Source organism: Vibrio sp. 11986-1-5, assembly GCF_963878025.1.
Classification (GTDB): domain Bacteria; phylum Pseudomonadota; class Gammaproteobacteria; order Enterobacterales; family Vibrionaceae; genus Vibrio; species Vibrio injensis.
On record NZ_CAWNVW010000033.1, the window covers coordinates 109865 to 127542 of the forward strand.

Here is a 17678-nt window from a genome sequence, read left to right on the forward strand (position 1 = left end):
AATTGCAATCCATTTCGTGATTTTTGATGGTTTTGTGCTAAACCTCTAAGTAGCAAAATTTCGATTTTATTAGTCTCAGCAGACATTGTTTGGTGAAGAGGATCCCATGCTCAAAAAATTAAGAATGACATCAAGACTGATCATTGTGTTCAGTATTCCTTTGACCATCAGTTTGTTACTGGCTGCTTGGATAGTAACCAATCAAGTCAGCTCCAGAGTGGTGGGATTAGGAGAGACATCGGTAAGCCGTACGGCGCAAAGTAGTTCGGAAATGGTCAGCAGTTGGGTTGAAGCCCGTATGGCGGTTGTCCGCTCCTTGGCACAAACCGAGACGTTAGCTTCAGGAGATACGCAAGCCATTTTTAACTACGTTAAACACTTTGGCAAAAACATGAGTTCAGAATTTGAAGTGATGTTCTTTGTCGATCTGAAAGGGGATGCTTACCACCACAATGGCGTTGTCGCGAGTCGAGCCGATCGTGGTTACTTTCAGCAGTTAGTGGTACAAAAAACTCAGCAGTCACTGGTCAGTGACCCGCTTTATTCGGGAACTTCAGGCAATGCGATCATTGTGTTGGCTCATGTGGTAAAAAATCATCGTGGTGAAGTGATTGGTTTATTAGCCGCAACCGTAACGTTGAATACTTTGACTCAACTGGTTGATAGTGTCGCTACCAATAATTCAGAAGCGTGGCTGGTTGACTCGCGCGGTGTGTATGTGGCACACAAAACGGCAGCCAAACGCCTAAAAGATAATGCAACTCAGGACAGCAACGCGGCTTACGCACAAATGAGTCGCTTAATGGTTGCTGGTCAATCAGGGTTAACCGATCTGTATTTAGAAAATAAGCAACATTATATGGTGGCTTACCATCCAGTTGCGAATACCCCTGGCTGGTCGCTTGCTGTTGCTCAACCGTACGATGATATTATCTCTACGGCACGTGAATTAACGGTCACCTTGTTACTGGCTTTTGCGGTGACCTTGATTTTATTAATTGTCATCATTCTGTTGGTCGCCAAAATGATTGTCAGGCCTATCAACGAAACGCGTGAGGCACTAGAGCAAATTGCTGCGGGAGATGGTGATTTAACTCAGCGTCTTAATGAAGAGCGCCACGATGAGTTTGGCGATTTGGCGCGCAGCTTTAACGCGTTTGTGGGCGGAGTGCATAGCTTGGTAAAACAAGTGGCTGAAGCTTCCATTCAGTTAGGTGCCGCGGCTGAGCAATTGGCGGTTTCAAGCCGAGAAGCGAATGATCAAGTACAGAAACAACGTCACGAAACGGATCAAGTGGCGACCGCGATGACCGAAATGGCTGCAACGGTGAACCAAGTTGCAGAAAATGCCGGTAATGCGGCTCAAGCGGCGGACCGCTCAAGTAAGTTTGCTCAAGAAGGCGAAGTAGTGGTAACGAAAACCACTAACGAAGTCCTATCCTTAGCGAAAGAAGTACAAACCGCGGTAAATGTAATAGAGAAACTGCAGCAAGACGCAGATTCTATCGGCAAAGTGCTTGAGGTGATCCGTAGCATTGCTGAACAAACGAACTTACTGGCTCTTAACGCTGCAATTGAAGCTGCCCGAGCAGGTGAACATGGTCGCGGTTTTGCGGTCGTGGCGGATGAGGTTCGAACATTGGCGACACGTACGCAAAGTTCTACCGAAGAAATTCGTGACATTATCGAGAAACTACAATCAGCGTCGAAGAATGCTTCGCAAGTTATGGATGGTGGTTATCGTAAGGCTAATGAAGTGGTCGATTGGGCCGAACAGGCTTCGGAAAAGCTGCGTGAAATTACCACCGCAATCATTACGATCAATGATATGAACATCCAAATTGCGACGGCAACTGAGCAACAATCGATAGTGGCTGATGATGTAAACCAAACACTCAACCGAATCAGCGGTGGAGTAGAGCAACTATCTGATGGCTCAACCCATATTGCGGCGGCCAGTGATGAATTGGCACGTTTAGCGACGGATCTACAGAATAGAGTCGGTCGCTTTAAGGTTTAAATTTTACTTTCTTTTCAATCCATATCGCCCCTAAAACTAGGGGCTTTTTTATATCCTTTCTACCTAAAAATCGAGTCATACTCACTGCCATTATTACTCTCAATGATCCTCAAAGACCAATCGATGATGCTATCAATCTATTGAAAAAGTGCATGTTTGATTGACGGTCTCGCTGTGGTCTTAAGCGATTGGAGTATTGATGTGCGGTGAATAATTATCAGTTTTTAATGAATTGAAGGCTTACTATGATGGTGAGCTATGCGTAAATATGAATTGGTTGCCGATTCTATTATACTCCTGACTTGATAATGTTGGTTCTACCCCCTGAAGGGATATCTATATAAGGTTGTACTATGTTTACATTCAAAAACATGACCATAAAAAGTAAGGTTGTGCTCGGTATGACGCTAGCCGTTTTAGCGTCGACGACCATTCTTGGTTTAATGGCTCAGCATCAAGCTAGGCAGACGCTAGAGCACCGTTTGGTTGATATTGAGCTCCCAACGATGCTGCATCGAATTGCGGAACAAATTGATCGAGACGTTAGTACCCTATTGCAAGCTTCTCAACAGATTGCAAACAATGTGTTTATCCAAGAAGTGATTGCGACCACTGATAGAAATGCAGAGCAAGAAGCTCAGCTTGTTCTTCAGCTCAACAATATTCGTCAGCAATACCGTTTAGATGATGCTTCAGTGGCGAATCGAGAAACGGCTTTTTATTGGAATCAAAATGGATTTCTCCGCCAATTGAATCGTCAGCAAGATGGCTGGTTTTTTGGTTTCACGGACTCTCAACAGCCAACGATGGTCAGTATGTTTAGAGAGCCGACTGGTGAGGTAAAACTGTTTGCTAACTACCAAATTGTCAATGGGATTAGTATGTCGGGTTTGTCTAAATCAATGGATGACATGGTACGTTTATTGACCAGTTTTAAGATTGAACAAACCGGCTTTGTTTATCTAGCGAATGCTCAGGGTGAGATTCAGGTTCATCATCAAAATGATAAACATCAACGTTCATTAACTCATATTTATGGCCCACAAGCTTCATCTCTACTTAATAAATCCACCTTTAATTTAATCACGGCTCAAGACAGCGGCGAAGAGGTATTTGTTGCCAGTCTCTATATCCCGAGTATGGATTGGTTTGTCGTTGCTTCTGTGCCTGTTCGAGAGGTTTTCGCTGATCTGAATAGCATGGGACAACGGATGATATTATTAACCTTGATGGTTGCTGGGGGCTTCATTATGGTGGGGATCCTTCTGGCTAACAGTATCGCCAAACCTATCCGCCAGATCGCTCAACGATTTACCGATCTCGGACAAGGTGATGGTGATCTTTCTCAACGTATTGAGATTGAAGGCACCGACGAAATTGCTCAATTATCACAAGGATTTAATGGCTTTATTGATAAAATTCATCAATCGATGAAAGAGGTTTCTGCGACGAGTCGAGCATTGCATCATGCTGCAGCGAACGTCTCGAATAAATCGCAGACCACGTTTGATAATAGCCAGCACCAGCGTGAACAGACAGTCCAAGTCGTGACAGCCATGAACCAAATGGGATCGACGATCAGTGAAATCGCCGCTAATGCTGCTACCGCTGCTGAAACCGCCAATGAGGCAGCAACAAGCACGCTACAAGGCAAAAAAGTGATCACTCAAGCCAAAGACACCATCGATCGTTTAGCCATTGATATGACAAATACAGGCGAAGTTGTTGGAGAGTTGGCGAAAAAAACGCAAGATATTGGCAGTATTTTAGATGTGATTCGAGAGATATCTGAGCAAACCAATTTATTAGCATTGAACGCAGCGATCGAAGCCGCGCGCGCAGGTGATCAAGGTCGGGGCTTTGCGGTTGTTGCCGATGAAGTTCGTAATTTAGCCAGTCGTACAGCAAGCTCGACGGAAGAGATACAAACTATGATCCATCAACTACAAGCTGACGCGAAAGAGGCGGTACAAGCGATGGAAATGGGACAAAGTATTTCAACTGAAGGGGTTGAATTCACCCAATCAGCCGCTCAAGAGCTAGAAACCATTTTACTGAAAATCCGAGATATTACCGATAGAAACACTCAAGTTGCTACGGCGACAGAAGAGCAATCGACGGTTGTTTACACCATTAACAGTAATGTTGAAGAAATTAATGTTGTGAATGAGAAAACGACGGTAACGGCGGAACAACTTGCTCAAGCCAGCCAAGAGTTAAGTGACTTATCACAGCGTCTTGATTCTATGGTGAGTAACTTTAAACTCTAACGTAGTCTAGCTACCTTGTGGTGACTTAAGTAGACTACGAGGTTTTTAATTGAAGAGGCATAGTATGAACGATATTGAACAAGAGTTAGAGAACATGACTGCTCAACTCAGTGATCAACCTGAAATACCATTACCCAGTCTAGAAGAGCAGCGCGCTTTAGTGGCTGAATTTAAGCGTTTAGAAGCGGCGGGTGAACTGACCCCAGAAATTCTAGAACAACATTTTGGGCAGTTTTTTGCTACCAGTGATGCGCCAGTTCATTAATATTGCTTTTTATTCAATCACAAAGGCATTGTAATGCCTTTGTGATTCTCACCATGCAGTCATACGACAAGTAAACGTATTTTCTCGACCGTTGTTAATCCTTTCCTCGCATTTGGTTACTTAGCCAAAGGGTGATTCTACGCCTTGAGTCTCCACCATCAATAATTCCACAAAGGGGGATGGCGCTTTAACCAAGCAACTTATAATCATGAGCACTATAATAGAAGCGTTCTAGCGAGCCGCATTCATTGATTTTCAAGTCTTCTTTCGCTGGCTAGACAAATAGGAGTATTCAGGATGATCAGTTCCCAGCCGACGGATGTCATTTTACACGCTTTTGATTGGCCTTATGCTCAAGTTACCGAGCATGCGTCAAAGATTGCTAAAGCAGGCTATAAAGCCGTACTTGTTTCACCACCCATGAAGTCTTATCAACAGCCGAGCGGTACTCCTTGGTGGCAGCGTTATCAACCACAAGATTATCGAGTTATTGATAATCAATTGGGCAATACCAGCACGTTTCAAGCAATGGTTGCGAGTTTAGAAGCGCTCGGTTTATGGGTATACGCTGATGTGGTATTTAACCACATGGCCAATGAATCAACCCATCGCTTGGACTTACAATACCCAAGTAATGACGATCTTAACGACTATGCTCAGCGTAATGAGTATTACCAACAACAGCGTTTGTTTGGTGACTTATCTCAACCTCTGTTTACCGAAGATGATTTTGTCGAAGCTTTTGGTATTAAAGATTGGCAAGATAAGTGGCAAGTGCAAAACGGACGTATTTCAGGTGGGCCACATGATGCAGGCTTACCTACGCTACGTGATAATTCTCATGTTGTGGAACAGCAAAAAGCCTATCTGTTGGCGCTAAAAGCAATGGGCGTGAAAGGGTTTCGGATTGATGCTGCCAAGCATATGACCATTGAGCATCTCAAGCGTGTGTGGAGTGAAGAGATCACTCATGATGTGCATATTTTTGGCGAGATCATCACCGATGGGGGAGCGACCAAAGCGGAATACAAACTGTTTTTAGAGCCCTATTTAGAGCAAACCCGTTTGGGAGCTTATGACTTCCCATTATTTCAGACCGTCTTTAATGCGTTACAGCCGAAAGGCAGTTTAAAAGCGTTAATTGACCCCTACTGCTTTGGTGAAGCGTTATCGAAAGAGCGCGCTATCACGTTTGCTATTACTCATGATATTCCTAATAACGATGTGTTTATGGATCTCGTGATGCCAGAAACGTTAGAGTCGCTGGCGTATAGCTATATTCTTGGTAGAGATGGCGGAGTACCGTTGATCTACACGGATTTAAACCCAAGTGGACTCTGTGCTCGTAATGGAAAACCGCGTTGGCAGAATGCTTGGTGTGATCCTAAGATTTTGGCTGGGATTGCCTTTCATAATCAAATGCATGGGCTACCCATGTTACCTATCGAAGCCAGTGATGATCTATTCGTCTTTCGTCGTGGTGAACAAGGGGTCGTGATCATCAATAAATCGGCTCGTAGCCAATCGGTTGAGCTTAAGCAATGGACGAATCAATTGTACGATCTCTACACTGGTGAGACGTTTGAAGCTCAAGGTAGTATGACGGCGATTGAAACACCAGCAATGAGCAGCCGAATGCTGGTAGTTCAACAATAGTGGATGATTTATCATCTTGATTCGAAAAAAAGAGCCTCTTGAATCGATAAGTTGATATCAAGAGGCAAGACGTCGTTAGCGAGATGTTTAGAGAGTGTAAGCCGTTTGAATCGTTAATATCTGTACATTAACCAGAGTGAGTTACCTTATCATTCTAGTTATGATGATGAAAAACGCCAATCGACAGCGCAATAATTGTCCATTTAATGATTTTTATTGGAGCAATGTCTCACTTATTTTGAGCGTTATCTTTCACCGCTTAGTGCTTCTGTTGAGACTAATCCACTAAAAACTGATTTATAGCAAGTTATCTGATCAGCAAAGACGTACTATCAAGAGCAATCAGTCGCGTATAAGGTGAAACCCTCTTAGTCTATTGGGCGAAGAGGGGCTTCGATACGTGTGCATTTTTAATTGCCTTGCCGAATAGTGAGTATTTACTATGCAGAATCTTGTTGAGCGTTTTTTACGCTACGTCACTTATGATACCCAATCTAAGCCAAAGAATACGCATACGCCAAGTTCTAGCGGACAACTCGTTTTTGCACAACATCTGGTTGAAGAATTACAGCAAATCGGATTGAGTGAGGCGAGTGTGGATGAATACGGCTATGTAATGGCCTGCTTGCCCTCTAATGTTCAGTACACGGTTCCGGCCATCGGGTTCATCGCTCATTTAGATACAGCACCAGACGCTTCAGGTAAACACGTCAAACCGCAAATTGTCGAACATTATCAAGGTGGCGATATTGCCCTTGGTAAAGGTGATGAGATTCTCTCACCGATTCAATATCCAGAACTGCATCAACTGCACGGTGAGCACTTAATTACTACCGATGGTAATACCTTGCTCGGTGCTGATAATAAAGCGGGAATTGCCGAAATCATTACCGCTATTGAGATGCTGATTGCCGATCCTTCCATTCCTCACGGTGATATTTACATCGCTTTCACTCCTGATGAAGAAATTGGTCGCGGTGCTGATCATTTTAATCGGCAAAAGTTTGCTGCGGAGTGGGCCTATACCGTTGATGGTGGTCCTGTCGGGGAACTGGAGTTTGAAAACTTCTACGCAGCTACCGCTCAGGTTATTTGCTACGGTGTTAATGTTCATCCTGGAACAGCAAAGAATAAGATGGTGAATTCGATGTATCTTGCCAGTGACTTCATTGCCATGATGCCGATGCAAGAGACACCAGAGCATACCGATGGCTATCAAGGTTTTTATCATCTTAAATCCGCTAAGATGAGCGTTGCATTATCACAGTTAGATTACTTAATTCGTGATTTTTCACGTCAAGGGTTTGCCGCTCGTAAAGCATTTATGCAGCAACAAGTACAGCAGCTTAATCAACGTTTGGCTAAAGGCCATATTGAATTGGTCATAACGGATCAGTATGCCAATATGAAAGAGCAAGTGATGGCGCACCCACATATCATTGAACTAGCCCAATCCGCGATGCTTGAGTGTGGCATCTCGCCAATCATTAAGCCTATCCGTGGTGGAACAGATGGTGCGCGTTTATCCTTTATGGGATTACCTTGCCCGAATCTTTTTACTGGCGGCTATAACTTCCATGGTATTCATGAGTTTATTACTATTGAGGGAATGGAGAAATCGGTGCAAGTGATTGTAAAATTAGCAGAAAAAACCGCACAGCGTTACGCATAAAGGATTGTTGTCAATCAACGCTAAGGGTTCCCTTTAGCGTTTTTTTATGGTTTTTTGATGCCTAAGCAACTTCATGTAGGCATAAGACCATCAATACGGTATAAAACACTCAATAAAAAAGATAATGGATTAGGAATTTTTACCATGCAACATCTCTACGTCGCCATTGCGTTTTTACAAGAAAATAAGTTGATATTAACACTACTTATTATTTTCTTGATCATGGCACTAAAACGGTTAGTGTTATCGCAAATTCGTGGTGAAGTCTCTTTTTTGACGGAAGAGCAGCGTAAATGGATGTCACGGACGAAAAATGGTGCTTTTGTTGCCACGATTTTAATTTTATTTTTACTCTGGAAATCAGAGATCAGTCAGTTTGCATTATCGGTAACCGCGATTGCCATTGCGATTGTCGTGGCTTCAAAAGAGATCATTCTTTGTTTCACCGGCTCTATTCAACGCGCCAGCTCTCGCTCATTTCGTATGGGGGATTGGATAGAAGTGGGCAAACTGTGTGGTGAAGTGATTGAGCACAACATGATGGCGACCGTCATTCAAGAGATTGATTTGCAGCATGGTCAATACCATTACACAGGCAAAACGGCGACGCTACCTAACAGTATGTTTTTCACTTACCCAGTGAAAAATTTAAACTTTATGAAGCGTTATGTCTTCCATAATTTCACTATTATTGTACCCCGATTCGTTAATTTGTATCCCTTGTTACCGATCATGTATCAGCGAATGGAAACGCATTTTGCTCATTTTATTGATGTCGCTCGGCGTTATAACAATATGATTGAGAAACATGCTGGCGTTGATTTACCCAGTGCTGAACCACACATTGAAATTTCCAGTGCAGGAGCTGGCGAGCAAGTGGTGCACTTTATGATCTTTTGCCCAACCGATAAAGCGAACCAATTAGAGCAATTGATCCGCCGAGATTTTATGGAGGCGTACGAAAAAGCTTTTCCACCTGAGCCACCTGTAGCGCAAGAACCCGCCCAAGAGAGTGAGAGTTAACGCGTCAAGTCATTCAATACTGTGGTTTCTGTGCAGTTGTATGCCAAGTCGTTTGGCAAGACGAGTTAAGTTGGCACGATCCACATCAAGTCTCCGTGCCGCTTTGGCCCAGTTGTATTCCGCTTCCTCTAAAGCTTGACAGATCAATTGACGCTGAAACGCATCGGTTGCGGTGCGTAAGCCTAATGATTTCTGATCTGACCCCCTGACAGCTTGCTCGACACAAGCTTGTGGAGGATGAGTCGTGATTAAAGACTCATCGAGAGTCCCGATTTCCATTAAATCAATGGTCACTAAGGATTGGTTAGACTGCAGAGCGCGAGCTTTGAGTGCGGAACGATTAATGACATGCTCTAACTCTCGAACATTGCCAGGCCATGAGTAATGGATAAGGTAACTGAGCGCTGGAGCGGCGATTTTTAATTGCACGATACCGAGTTTACGCCGGGTTTGTTCCAGAAAGTATCCGACTAATAAAGCTATATCACCGGTGCGTTCACGAAGTGGGGGGACCCAAATTGGATAAACACTTAATCGATGGTAAAGATCGGCTCGAAAACGACCGGCTTGAACCTCTTGTTTTAAATCCCGATTCGTTGCGGCGAGAATGCGAACATTGACGGTCTGTACCGTATCTTGACCGACGGGTTGAATCTCATTATTTTGTAATACACGCAGTAATTTACTTTGCGCTAATAAAGGCAATTCACCAATCTCATCTAAAAATAATGTTCCCCCATCTGCTAAAGCAAATTTCCCCATTCGATGACGTTCAGCGCCGGTAAAAGCGCCTTTTACATGCCCAAATAGCTCACTTTCAACTAAATTTTCAGGGATAGCGGCACAGTTCACATAGACCATAGGTTGATGTTTGCGAGCAGATAGCTGATGAATAGTGCGCGCAACCAACTCTTTTCCGACCCCTGTTTCACCATGAATCATAATGGTGAGATTGGATGGGGCGACAACGTGAATATCCGATATCATGATCTGTATTGCATCACTATTACCAATAATATCCCCTTTTTCTCGTAGCCAAACGTCTTCGTTGAGGGCTTCTAGACGCTGCTGGCTATACTTAGCTTGAGCTTCCAGTTGCGAGAGCGTCAACGCCAGTTTTAGCGTGGAGGCCGCGATCGCCGCTAAAGCCTCTAGACTACGCATGGGGATGTCATTAAAAGCGTTGGGGGTGAGGCTATCGAGGGTCAGAACGCCTAATAACACATCGCCAAAGAGCAAAGGTAGGCCCATACAAGCGTGAATCGGCAGATCATCGTCATGCTCCATCAGTAAACCATCAAAAGGATCGGGGAGTAGGCAGTCGGCTCCGAATCGCACTGGATAAGTCGATTGACAAATAATATCCAGTCTCGGGTGCTCTGAGATAATAAAACGCCGCCCCAGTGTGTCTCGGGTTAAGCCTTGCATGGCCAGTGGAATAAGTGTGTCATTTTGCCGTGACATCAACACCACACAGTCACATTGAATGGTCTTGCGAATCGCATCCAATAAGCGATGAAAACGATCTTGATCGTTAATACCGCTGGCTAAGCCAATCGTCATGTCTACTACGGTGGAAATAGAAAAATCTTGCATGGTCATCGCTCCTTTTGGACATGATAGAGTCAAAATGACCAATTTAAAAGAAGTTAATTTGACATGGTTTTATAGAGGGTTGTGTTATTATCTTTTAATAACAATATGTTAAGTGTTGGCATTGAACCTGCAATGGGATAGTGGAAGTCAGTTTGTTTTCAATTATCTTATATCAGGAGACGTCGATTTATGCTCAACAACCATACTATCGCAATCATTAAAAGTACGATTCCTTTACTAGAGTCTGCAGGACCCGCACTTACGGCTCATTTTTATCAGCGTATGTTTACTCATAACCCTGAATTAAAAGATATTTTTAATATGACACATCAAAAAACAGGTCGTCAAAGTGTTGCTCTGTTTAGTGCTGTCGCAGCTTACGCTAAAAATATCGATAACTTAGCGGCTCTCACTAGCGCTGTTGAACGTATCGCTCATAAACATACTAGTTTTAATATCCAACCGGATCATTATCAAATCGTTGGTCATCATTTGATTGAAACATTACGAGAGTTAGCACCAGAGGCCTTTACGAGCGAAGTAGAACAAGCATGGACAGAAGCCTATCTCTTCTTAGCACAAATTTTTATTGATCGGGAAGGCGAACTCTATTTACAGCGTAAACAAGCGATTGGCGGTTGGTCTAATGCGCGCGAGTTTATTGTTGCAGAAAAGCGCCCAGAATCATTATTGGTGACCAGTTTTATCCTAAAACCCAAAGATGGTTTACCAGTACTTGCTCATCAAGCAGGTCAGTATATAGGATTAGAAGTGAAACCTGCGGGACATCGATATCAAGAAATCCGCCAATATTCGTTATCTCACGCGACAAACGGCGAGTATTACCGGATATCGGTCAAGCGTGAAGGAGCGGACAATCAACACGCAGGGCTAGTCTCGCACTATTTGCACGATAACGTTCAAGTTGGCGACTCGGTTGCTCTCTATGCGCCAGCGGGTGATTTTTATTACGTTGAGCGTCAGCGTCCCGTGGTACTTATTTCTGCTGGCGTCGGTGTTACTCCGATGCAAGCGATGTTACAGACTCTTGCCGAGCAGGATAAAAATCAGGTTCATTATTTATACGCTTGTCATGACCGACAGCAACACACCTTTTTAGAAGAAACGGCGACACTCATTGCAGCGCAGCAAACCTCAGGCAAAGAATGGCAACAGCAGGTTTGGTATTTACGTGGTGAAGGCGCTAATACGCATACTGGTCAAATGGATTTATCAGCCGTAACTTTGCCAATTGATGACGGGGATTATTATCTCTGTGGTCCACTTGGTTTTATGGAAAATATAGTCAAACAGTTGATGAGTTTAGGCGTTGATGCGGAACGGATTCATTATGAAGTGTTTGGTCCTCATGCCGAGCTGAATCGTTAAGATATGAGAATATAAAATGAAAATAGCCAGCTAAGAAGCTGGCTATTAAGTATTAGGTTCGTCTATTACAGGACTTTGATGCTTTCAGCTTGAGGGCCTTTTTGACCTTGTGTGATCACAAACTCAACTTTTTGGCCTTCAGCCAAAGTGCGGAAACCTTCACTTTGGATAGCACTGAAATGAGCAAAAACGTCAGGACCGTTTTCTTGTTTAATGAAGCCGAAACCTTTAGTTTCGTTGAACCATTTAACGGTACCAGTAACAGGAGTAGACATAGTAAAAATCCTAAAAAACATTTTGTATATAGGCCGAATTCGGCACGGATAGCATGGAAAAGTAGATTGCTATTGCGTACGACACGACGGGAGTTACAAGGAATCCAACGAAACAATGTGTATACAACGAACTTCATTTCTAGCTGTCAATGAGTCTAGATCAATCTGTATCGTTGTCAATTGGAACTTGCGATGAATTGCAAGAGTTTTCGTTATTTTTTGCTCTAGGTGTCATTTCTGTGTAATTGATCATGTACTCAGTTCACTTTTAGCTCCAGTATGGGGAAATCTTTGAGCATTTATTGCTTGTTAAAGAAAGGTTTGTTATCGCTATAGCGCGAAAATTACTCTGTGAGCTAACCTCAAGAGTTCAATGATCAACCTTGTCTTTTATTATGCAAGGGCGTACATAATAAAGCGTTAATATGAGGTGTGGGTCGAGGTGGGTAGAACGGCCTCATTTCAGCGGCATACTTCCTCCTTTCACTAAGGTAGGCCACGATGAAAATATTAATCATTGCTGCGGTCTCTTTATTCGTCGCTATTCTCGTCTCCGCCGAGCACTTTCCTTCGTTATTACTTGGTTCTCTTACTGCTATTACGGCCGTCGTTGGGTGTTATGGCTTGGCGTTTAGTCGCGCACGATTTCCCGAACAAGCATTACTGCTGCTTTTTTGCGGTTTACTATTTAAGTTTGCGATCACCATTATTGGTGTCGTTTGGGGGATGGCGATGGGTTGGATGACTTCTCCCGCCGTTTTTGCACTCTCTTATTTGATTTTCTCTATTACTGCTACGTCATTGGGGTTTTATCTTCGCTCTCGTCAACGAGCCGATACCTCAGCAATGACTAAATCGTGATGTTAAGGTTACGGATAGCTTGGCTGTATTCTTCCTACCTGAAGCTGCAGCGGTGTTGGCCCCCAATGACATAGTCTGTCTATGCTTATGGGGATCGCCTGCTGGCAACTCCAAGTGGTTTGACCCTATGACTTGACCGTATCGAGTAACATCATCAAACGGATTTTAAAAAGTGCCATTTATCAATAATTAAATCACGATAACCTAGTACGCCGATTCGATTTGGGTATACACTTTTAATTAATAAAAGCTAACAATAGGTGGTGGTATGTCTTACCCAGTGTTGATCTGCGATGATTCTGCATTAGCCAGAAAGCAAATGGCTCGCTCTTTACCCGCTTCGTTGAATGCAGACATCACCTTTGCTGTACACGGTGTCGATGCATTAGAGCAGCTCGATAAGCACTCGTTTAAGTTAATGTTCTTAGATTTAACCATGCCAGAGTTAGATGGTTTTGAAACGCTTGAAGCGATGCGAGCGCGTGGTGATCAGACGCCGGTGGTGGTGGTCTCTGGTGACATCCAACCTAAAGCCAAAGAGCGAGTGATGGCGCTCGGTGCTCGCGCATTTATTCAAAAACCAATTGATAAAACGATCTTAAACGATGTTCTGCGTGAGCTGGTTGAGCCGTCGACGCAGCCGCGGATTGTCACGCCAGTTTCGATTGATCTCCCAGTCTTACGGCGTCGTGATGTTTACATGGAAGTGGCTAACGTATCGATTGGTCAAGCAGCCGACGCGTTGGCTCGCCATTTTGACGTGTTTGTTGAGTTACCTTTACCTAATATCAATATCTTAGAAGTCAGTGAACTGCATATGGCTTTGCGTGATCTGGCCGATAATGTTCAGGTTTCTGGTGTTTGTCAGGGTTTCAGTGGCGAAGGGATTGCTGGAGAGGCTCTGGTATTACTCAGTGATTCCAGCGTGGCGGATTTAAAAAAATTAATGAAAGTCCCGGTGGACAGCGAAGAGTTGGAAGAACTTGAATTATTGATGGACGTTTCGAATATTCTGGTCGGCTCATTTCTCAATGGGCTCGGTCAACAATCGGAGGTGCGCTTTTTTCAAAGCTCGCCCGTCTTACTTGGTCAACATATTTCGATAGACTCGGTGATTAAGTCAACCGCAGGTTCATTTACCAAAACCATGACCTTTGAGGTCAGCTACAATATTGAAGGTACCTCAATTCGTTGTGATCTGCTGTTTATGTTTGTCGATGAGTCGTTGCCGTTGCTCGATAATAAACTGGCTTATCTAATGGAGGATTTTTAATGCTTTCTCTCCCTGCTGAATTTGAGCAATTCCACTGGATGGTGGACATGGTCCAGAACGTCGATATGGGATTAATCGTCTTAAATCGAGACTACGAAATACAAGTTTGGAATGGGTTTATGACTCATCACAGTGGCAAGCATGGTCATGATGTGATTGGCAAATCTATCTTTACCATTTTTCCTGAAATCCCATCAGACTGGTTTAAATTAAAAACCAAGCCCGTGTATGACTTAGGCTGTCGAAGTTTCATTACTTGGCAGCAGCGTCCTTACCTTTTCAAATGCCGCAATGTTCGACCCATTACTCAACAAGCGGATTTTATGTACCAAAATATCACTCTTAACCCAATGCGTACGCCGACAGGAAAAATCAATTCTCTTTTTCTGTCTATTCAAGATGCGACCACCGAGGCGTTGGCCTCTTTACAATCTCGACAGTAAGTTAACGCGATGTGTCTCATCTAGTGTTGTAGGAAAATTATCATGCCTTTGCCCAGACTTTTTTATACCCCACAGCAAGTCAAACAAGGTGAACAGTTAGCCGCTAAGGCGCAAGGTTTAGAAATGTTTCGGTTGATGGAGCGTGCTGGCCAAGCGGTATTTACCATTGCTTTAGCTCAGTATCCGGCTTCTCATCACTGGTTAGTGTGTTGTGGCAGCGGCAATAATGGTGGCGATGGTTATATTGTTGCACGGCTGGCTCAATCGGTGGGTATTCAAGTCACGGTATGGCAGTTCGGCGATCCTGAATGTTTACGTGATGATGCACGAAAAGCTTATTATCACTGGTTAGATAGTGGCGGAGAAGTTTTTCCTTGTAGCGATACTATTCCAGATCATATCGATGTAATTATTGATGGATTATTAGGCATTGGTATTAAAGGGGCCGTTCGTCCTAAATTGCAAGCGGTGATCGAGACGATTAATGACCATTCCGCCCCAGTCGTTGCGATTGATGTGCCATCGGGTTTATGCGCTTTGACAGGATGTGCACTAGGAAGCGCGATTTATGCGCAGCATACGGTGAGTTTTGTCGGTTTAAAACAAGGTTTAGTGACAGGGAAAGCGCGAGATTATGTTGGCCATTTGCATTTTGCAGGGTTAGGCATAGAAGAAGCATTTAATGCGCAAAATAGCCCTACGTTGAAAGCGATCGATGTCAAGTCACCTCAGCGTTACTTACAGCCCAGAGCGAGGACTGCCCATAAAGGTTTGCATGGTAAGGCGCTCTTTATTGGTGGGAATAGTGGCATGGGTGGCGCTGCCATTCTAGCGGTACAGGCTTGTGTGCGAACGGGGAGTGGTCTGAACGCAGCTTTGGTTCATCCCGGAAATACCACCGCGATGTTGGTCAGTTGTCCTGAAGTGATGGTCGCCAGTTGGTCGGATGCCAGTTTGCTTGAACAGCGTTTAGCATGGTGCAGCGTGATTGCCATTGGTCCTGGTTTAGGGCGTGATGAAAAAGCGCAGCAGCTAATCAGAGAAGTTCAAAGTATCAATAAGCCCAAAGTCATGGATGCGGATGCGTTGTTTTTTCTCGCTCAATCCGCTTGTTTTGATCGGCAGCGAATAATTACTCCTCACCCTGCAGAGGCCGCAAGAATGCTCGCTACCGATGTTGAAATTATCGAAGCGGATCGTTTTCAGGCCGCACGCGCCTTACAGCAAAAATACGGCGGCGTAGTGGTATTAAAAGGCGCTGGTACCTTAGTCTATGACGGCGAAAGCCTGTATGTATGCTTGGCGGGTAATCCCGGCATGGCCAGTGGTGGAATGGGGGATGTCCTGACAGGGGTGATAGCTTCTCTACTTGCGCAAGGACTCTCTTTATTTGATGCGGCTAAAGTAGGGGTTTTGATCCACAGTCAAGCGGCGGATCAAAACGCCCATGAACATGGGGAAAGAGGGCTAATTGCAAGCGATCTTATTCCCCATTTACGCCGTTTAGTTAATCGTTGATCAACTCATTGCCGGATAGCTTACCTTGGCTAAATACTAAAATATTATTTAGCGTGGTTTGTGCGATGTTGTTTAACGCATCTTCGGTCAAGAAAGCTTGATGCCCGGTAAAGAGCACATTGTGGCAGGATGATAAACGGCGGAACACATCGTCAACAATGACATCATTAGACTTGTCTTGGAAGAACAGATCTTTCTCATTGTCATACACATCTAGGCCTAATGAGCCTATACGACCACGTTTCAACGCTTCAATCGCCGCCGCAGAATCAAGCAGCTCTCCGCGACTGGTGTTGATGATCATCACTTTATCTTTCATCTGATCAAACGCTTGCTCATTAAGCAGATGATAATTTTCTTTCGACATGGGGCAGTGCAAAGTGATCACATCACTATTAGCATATAGCTCAGGCAGCTCAACGTATTTTGCCCCTAGTTCAAGTGCAGCTGGATTTTGATAAGGGTCGTAGCAAAGCACCGTCATACCAAGCCCTTTTAAAATCCGCATGGTAGCAACCCCAATTTTTCCCGTACCGATCACGCCAACGGTTTTACCATAAAAGTTAAAGCCCACTAAACCTTCTAAAGAGAAGTTGGCTTCACGAGTACGTTGATAAGCTTTATGGAAACGACGGTTGAGGCACATCATTAAGCCCACGGTATGCTCAGCCACGGCTTCCGGTGAATAGGCAGGGACCCGCACTACCTGTAAACCTAATTGTTTCGCGGCGGCTAAATCAACTTTATCAAAGCCTGCGCAGCGCATAGCAATTAAACGAGTGCCACCTTGATAAAGTGTCTGTAGCACTTCTGCATCCAATTCATCGTTTACAAAAGCGCAAACGACTTGGCAATCTTTAGCCATTTGTGCGGTTTTGTGGGTTAAACGGAAATCATGAAAATGAAAGGTGAGTTGCTGAGGGTCAATAAATCGGTTGAAAGAGAGTTCATCGTAGTTTTTTGCGCTAAAAAAAGCGACATTGAGCATGGTGCTGTCTCCTCAAATAAGATCAGGCGAGTCAAAATAATACGCGCTTGCGAACATTACTGCTCTCGGTATAAACCTAATCGTAATAAAAATAAACCCTATTTTTTCTCTGGGATAGAGAGATTCAGCCTGCATTTCAGTCACATTCATCTCAAGAAACCGTTGTCGCAACCGTTTGCAAAACGAGGTCAGCCATCACACTTTTACTAAAGATCAAACATAAAATGCCACAGGCGGGTTTTGTTGCCCAAAGCGTTAAATAAAATACATTCAGAAGGGTTGGTGTTAACTTATTGATTTAACGTGATTAATAGACTTTGTTTGCATGGGAGAGGGTGTCGTTAGATAAAGGATATGAAATCTTCGCTAGCGTAGCACAAAAAAAAGTAAAATATCAGACTTGCCGGAAAGAAATCACGCCCTATAATG

General features: G+C 44.0%; 14 protein-coding genes. 11 read left to right on the forward strand and 3 right to left on the reverse strand.

Features of this window, described 5'->3' with window-relative positions; all coding sequences use genetic code 11:
* The first annotated feature begins 106 nt into the window (after positions 1-106).
* The 6 genes from AACS00_RS08480 (at position 107) to AACS00_RS08505 (ending at position 8906) form a co-directional block, all read left to right on the forward strand.
* A complete protein-coding gene (locus AACS00_RS08480; protein WP_072670944.1) occupies positions 107-2020 on the forward strand; it encodes a methyl-accepting chemotaxis protein in 1914 nt (637 codons plus the stop codon).
* 353 nt (positions 2021-2373) lie between these two features.
* Positions 2374-4290: a methyl-accepting chemotaxis protein gene (locus tag AACS00_RS08485; RefSeq protein ID WP_110167100.1), complete on the forward strand. Its 1917-nt coding sequence runs from the start codon at positions 2374-2376 to the stop codon at positions 4288-4290.
* Between the two features lie 64 nt (positions 4291-4354).
* Positions 4355-4555: a restriction endonuclease subunit S gene (locus AACS00_RS08490; RefSeq protein ID WP_072670946.1), complete on the forward strand. Its 201-nt coding sequence runs from the start codon at positions 4355-4357 to the stop codon at positions 4553-4555.
* A 297-nt stretch (positions 4556-4852) separates the two neighbouring features.
* The gene (locus AACS00_RS08495; protein ID WP_072670947.1) at positions 4853-6211 is read left to right on the forward strand and encodes an alpha-amylase family protein; all 1359 of its coding nucleotides are present in this window, start codon (positions 4853-4855) and stop codon (positions 6209-6211) included.
* Positions 6212-6653: 442 nt separating this feature from the next.
* A complete protein-coding gene (pepT, locus tag AACS00_RS08500) occupies positions 6654-7883 on the forward strand; it encodes a peptidase T (RefSeq protein ID WP_110167101.1) in 1230 nt (409 codons plus the stop codon).
* Between the two features lie 144 nt (positions 7884-8027).
* Complete coding sequence (locus tag AACS00_RS08505; protein WP_110167102.1) at positions 8028-8906, forward strand: mechanosensitive ion channel family protein; 879 nt, start codon at positions 8028-8030, stop codon at positions 8904-8906.
* Between the two features lie 9 nt (positions 8907-8915).
* Here the strand turns inward: AACS00_RS08505 and norR are convergent, their stop codons facing one another.
* The gene (gene norR / locus AACS00_RS08510) at positions 8916-10502 is read right to left on the reverse strand and encodes a nitric oxide reductase transcriptional regulator NorR (protein ID WP_110167103.1); all 1587 of its coding nucleotides are present in this window, start codon (positions 10500-10502) and stop codon (positions 8916-8918) included.
* A gap of 189 nt (positions 10503-10691) precedes the next feature.
* Here norR and hmpA point away from each other — a divergent pair, with 189 nt between their 5' ends.
* Positions 10692-11891 carry an NO-inducible flavohemoprotein gene (gene hmpA / locus AACS00_RS08515; RefSeq protein ID WP_110167104.1) on the forward strand — a complete coding sequence of 400 codons (1200 nt, stop codon included), beginning with the start codon at positions 10692-10694 and terminating at the stop codon, positions 11889-11891.
* A gap of 65 nt (positions 11892-11956) precedes the next feature.
* On the opposite strand, the gene AACS00_RS08520 is transcribed toward hmpA, so the two are convergent.
* Positions 11957-12166 (reverse strand): cold-shock protein, encoded by a 210-nt coding sequence (locus AACS00_RS08520; protein WP_004396923.1) that lies wholly within the window; start codon positions 12164-12166, stop codon positions 11957-11959.
* Between the two features lie 501 nt (positions 12167-12667).
* Between AACS00_RS08520 and AACS00_RS08525 the strand changes: the two genes are divergently transcribed.
* The 4 genes from AACS00_RS08525 (at position 12668) to AACS00_RS08540 (ending at position 16261) form a co-directional block, all read left to right on the forward strand.
* Positions 12668-13027 carry a hypothetical protein gene (locus tag AACS00_RS08525; protein ID WP_072670952.1) on the forward strand — a complete coding sequence of 120 codons (360 nt, stop codon included), beginning with the start codon at positions 12668-12670 and terminating at the stop codon, positions 13025-13027.
* A 268-nt stretch (positions 13028-13295) separates the two neighbouring features.
* Positions 13296-14300, forward strand: coding sequence for a response regulator (locus AACS00_RS08530; protein WP_110167105.1), 1005 nt, complete (start codon positions 13296-13298; stop codon positions 14298-14300).
* Positions 14300-14743 (forward strand): hypothetical protein, encoded by a 444-nt coding sequence (locus AACS00_RS08535; protein ID WP_110167106.1) that lies wholly within the window; start codon positions 14300-14302, stop codon positions 14741-14743. The genes AACS00_RS08530 and AACS00_RS08535 overlap by 1 nt, the downstream gene beginning before the upstream one ends.
* A gap of 42 nt (positions 14744-14785) precedes the next feature.
* The gene (locus AACS00_RS08540; RefSeq protein ID WP_110167107.1) at positions 14786-16261 is read left to right on the forward strand and encodes an NAD(P)H-hydrate dehydratase; all 1476 of its coding nucleotides are present in this window, start codon (positions 14786-14788) and stop codon (positions 16259-16261) included.
* Here the strand turns inward: AACS00_RS08540 and AACS00_RS08545 are convergent.
* The gene (locus AACS00_RS08545; protein WP_004396926.1) at positions 16251-17249 is read right to left on the reverse strand and encodes a 2-hydroxyacid dehydrogenase; all 999 of its coding nucleotides are present in this window, start codon (positions 17247-17249) and stop codon (positions 16251-16253) included. The genes AACS00_RS08540 and AACS00_RS08545 overlap by 11 nt on opposite strands.
* Positions 17250-17678 lie beyond the last annotated feature (429 nt).

Excerpts from the sequence above, each read along its gene's own strand:
- AACS00_RS08480 (WP_072670944.1), top strand. The coding sequence starts at position 107 with ATGCTCAAAAAATTAAGAATGACATCAAGACTGATCATTGTGTTCAGT.
- AACS00_RS08485 (WP_110167100.1), top strand. The coding sequence starts at position 2,374 with ATGTTTACATTCAAAAACATGACCATAAAAAGTAAGGTTGTGCTCGGT.
- AACS00_RS08490 (WP_072670946.1), top strand. The coding sequence starts at position 4,355 with ATGAACGATATTGAACAAGAGTTAGAGAACATGACTGCTCAACTCAGT.
- AACS00_RS08495 (WP_072670947.1), top strand. The coding sequence starts at position 4,853 with ATGATCAGTTCCCAGCCGACGGATGTCATTTTACACGCTTTTGATTGG.
- pepT (WP_110167101.1), top strand. The coding sequence starts at position 6,654 with ATGCAGAATCTTGTTGAGCGTTTTTTACGCTACGTCACTTATGATACC.
- AACS00_RS08505 (WP_110167102.1), top strand. The coding sequence starts at position 8,028 with ATGCAACATCTCTACGTCGCCATTGCGTTTTTACAAGAAAATAAGTTG.
- norR (WP_110167103.1), bottom strand. The coding sequence starts at position 10,502 with ATGCAAGATTTTTCTATTTCCACCGTAGTAGACATGACGATTGGCTTA.
- hmpA (WP_110167104.1), top strand. The coding sequence starts at position 10,692 with ATGCTCAACAACCATACTATCGCAATCATTAAAAGTACGATTCCTTTA.
- AACS00_RS08520 (WP_004396923.1), bottom strand. The coding sequence starts at position 12,166 with ATGTCTACTCCTGTTACTGGTACCGTTAAATGGTTCAACGAAACTAAA.
- AACS00_RS08525 (WP_072670952.1), top strand. The coding sequence starts at position 12,668 with ATGAAAATATTAATCATTGCTGCGGTCTCTTTATTCGTCGCTATTCTC.
- AACS00_RS08530 (WP_110167105.1), top strand. The coding sequence starts at position 13,296 with ATGTCTTACCCAGTGTTGATCTGCGATGATTCTGCATTAGCCAGAAAG.
- AACS00_RS08535 (WP_110167106.1), top strand. The coding sequence starts at position 14,300 with ATGCTTTCTCTCCCTGCTGAATTTGAGCAATTCCACTGGATGGTGGAC.
- AACS00_RS08540 (WP_110167107.1), top strand. The coding sequence starts at position 14,786 with ATGCCTTTGCCCAGACTTTTTTATACCCCACAGCAAGTCAAACAAGGT.
- AACS00_RS08545 (WP_004396926.1), bottom strand. The coding sequence starts at position 17,249 with ATGCTCAATGTCGCTTTTTTTAGCGCAAAAAACTACGATGAACTCTCT.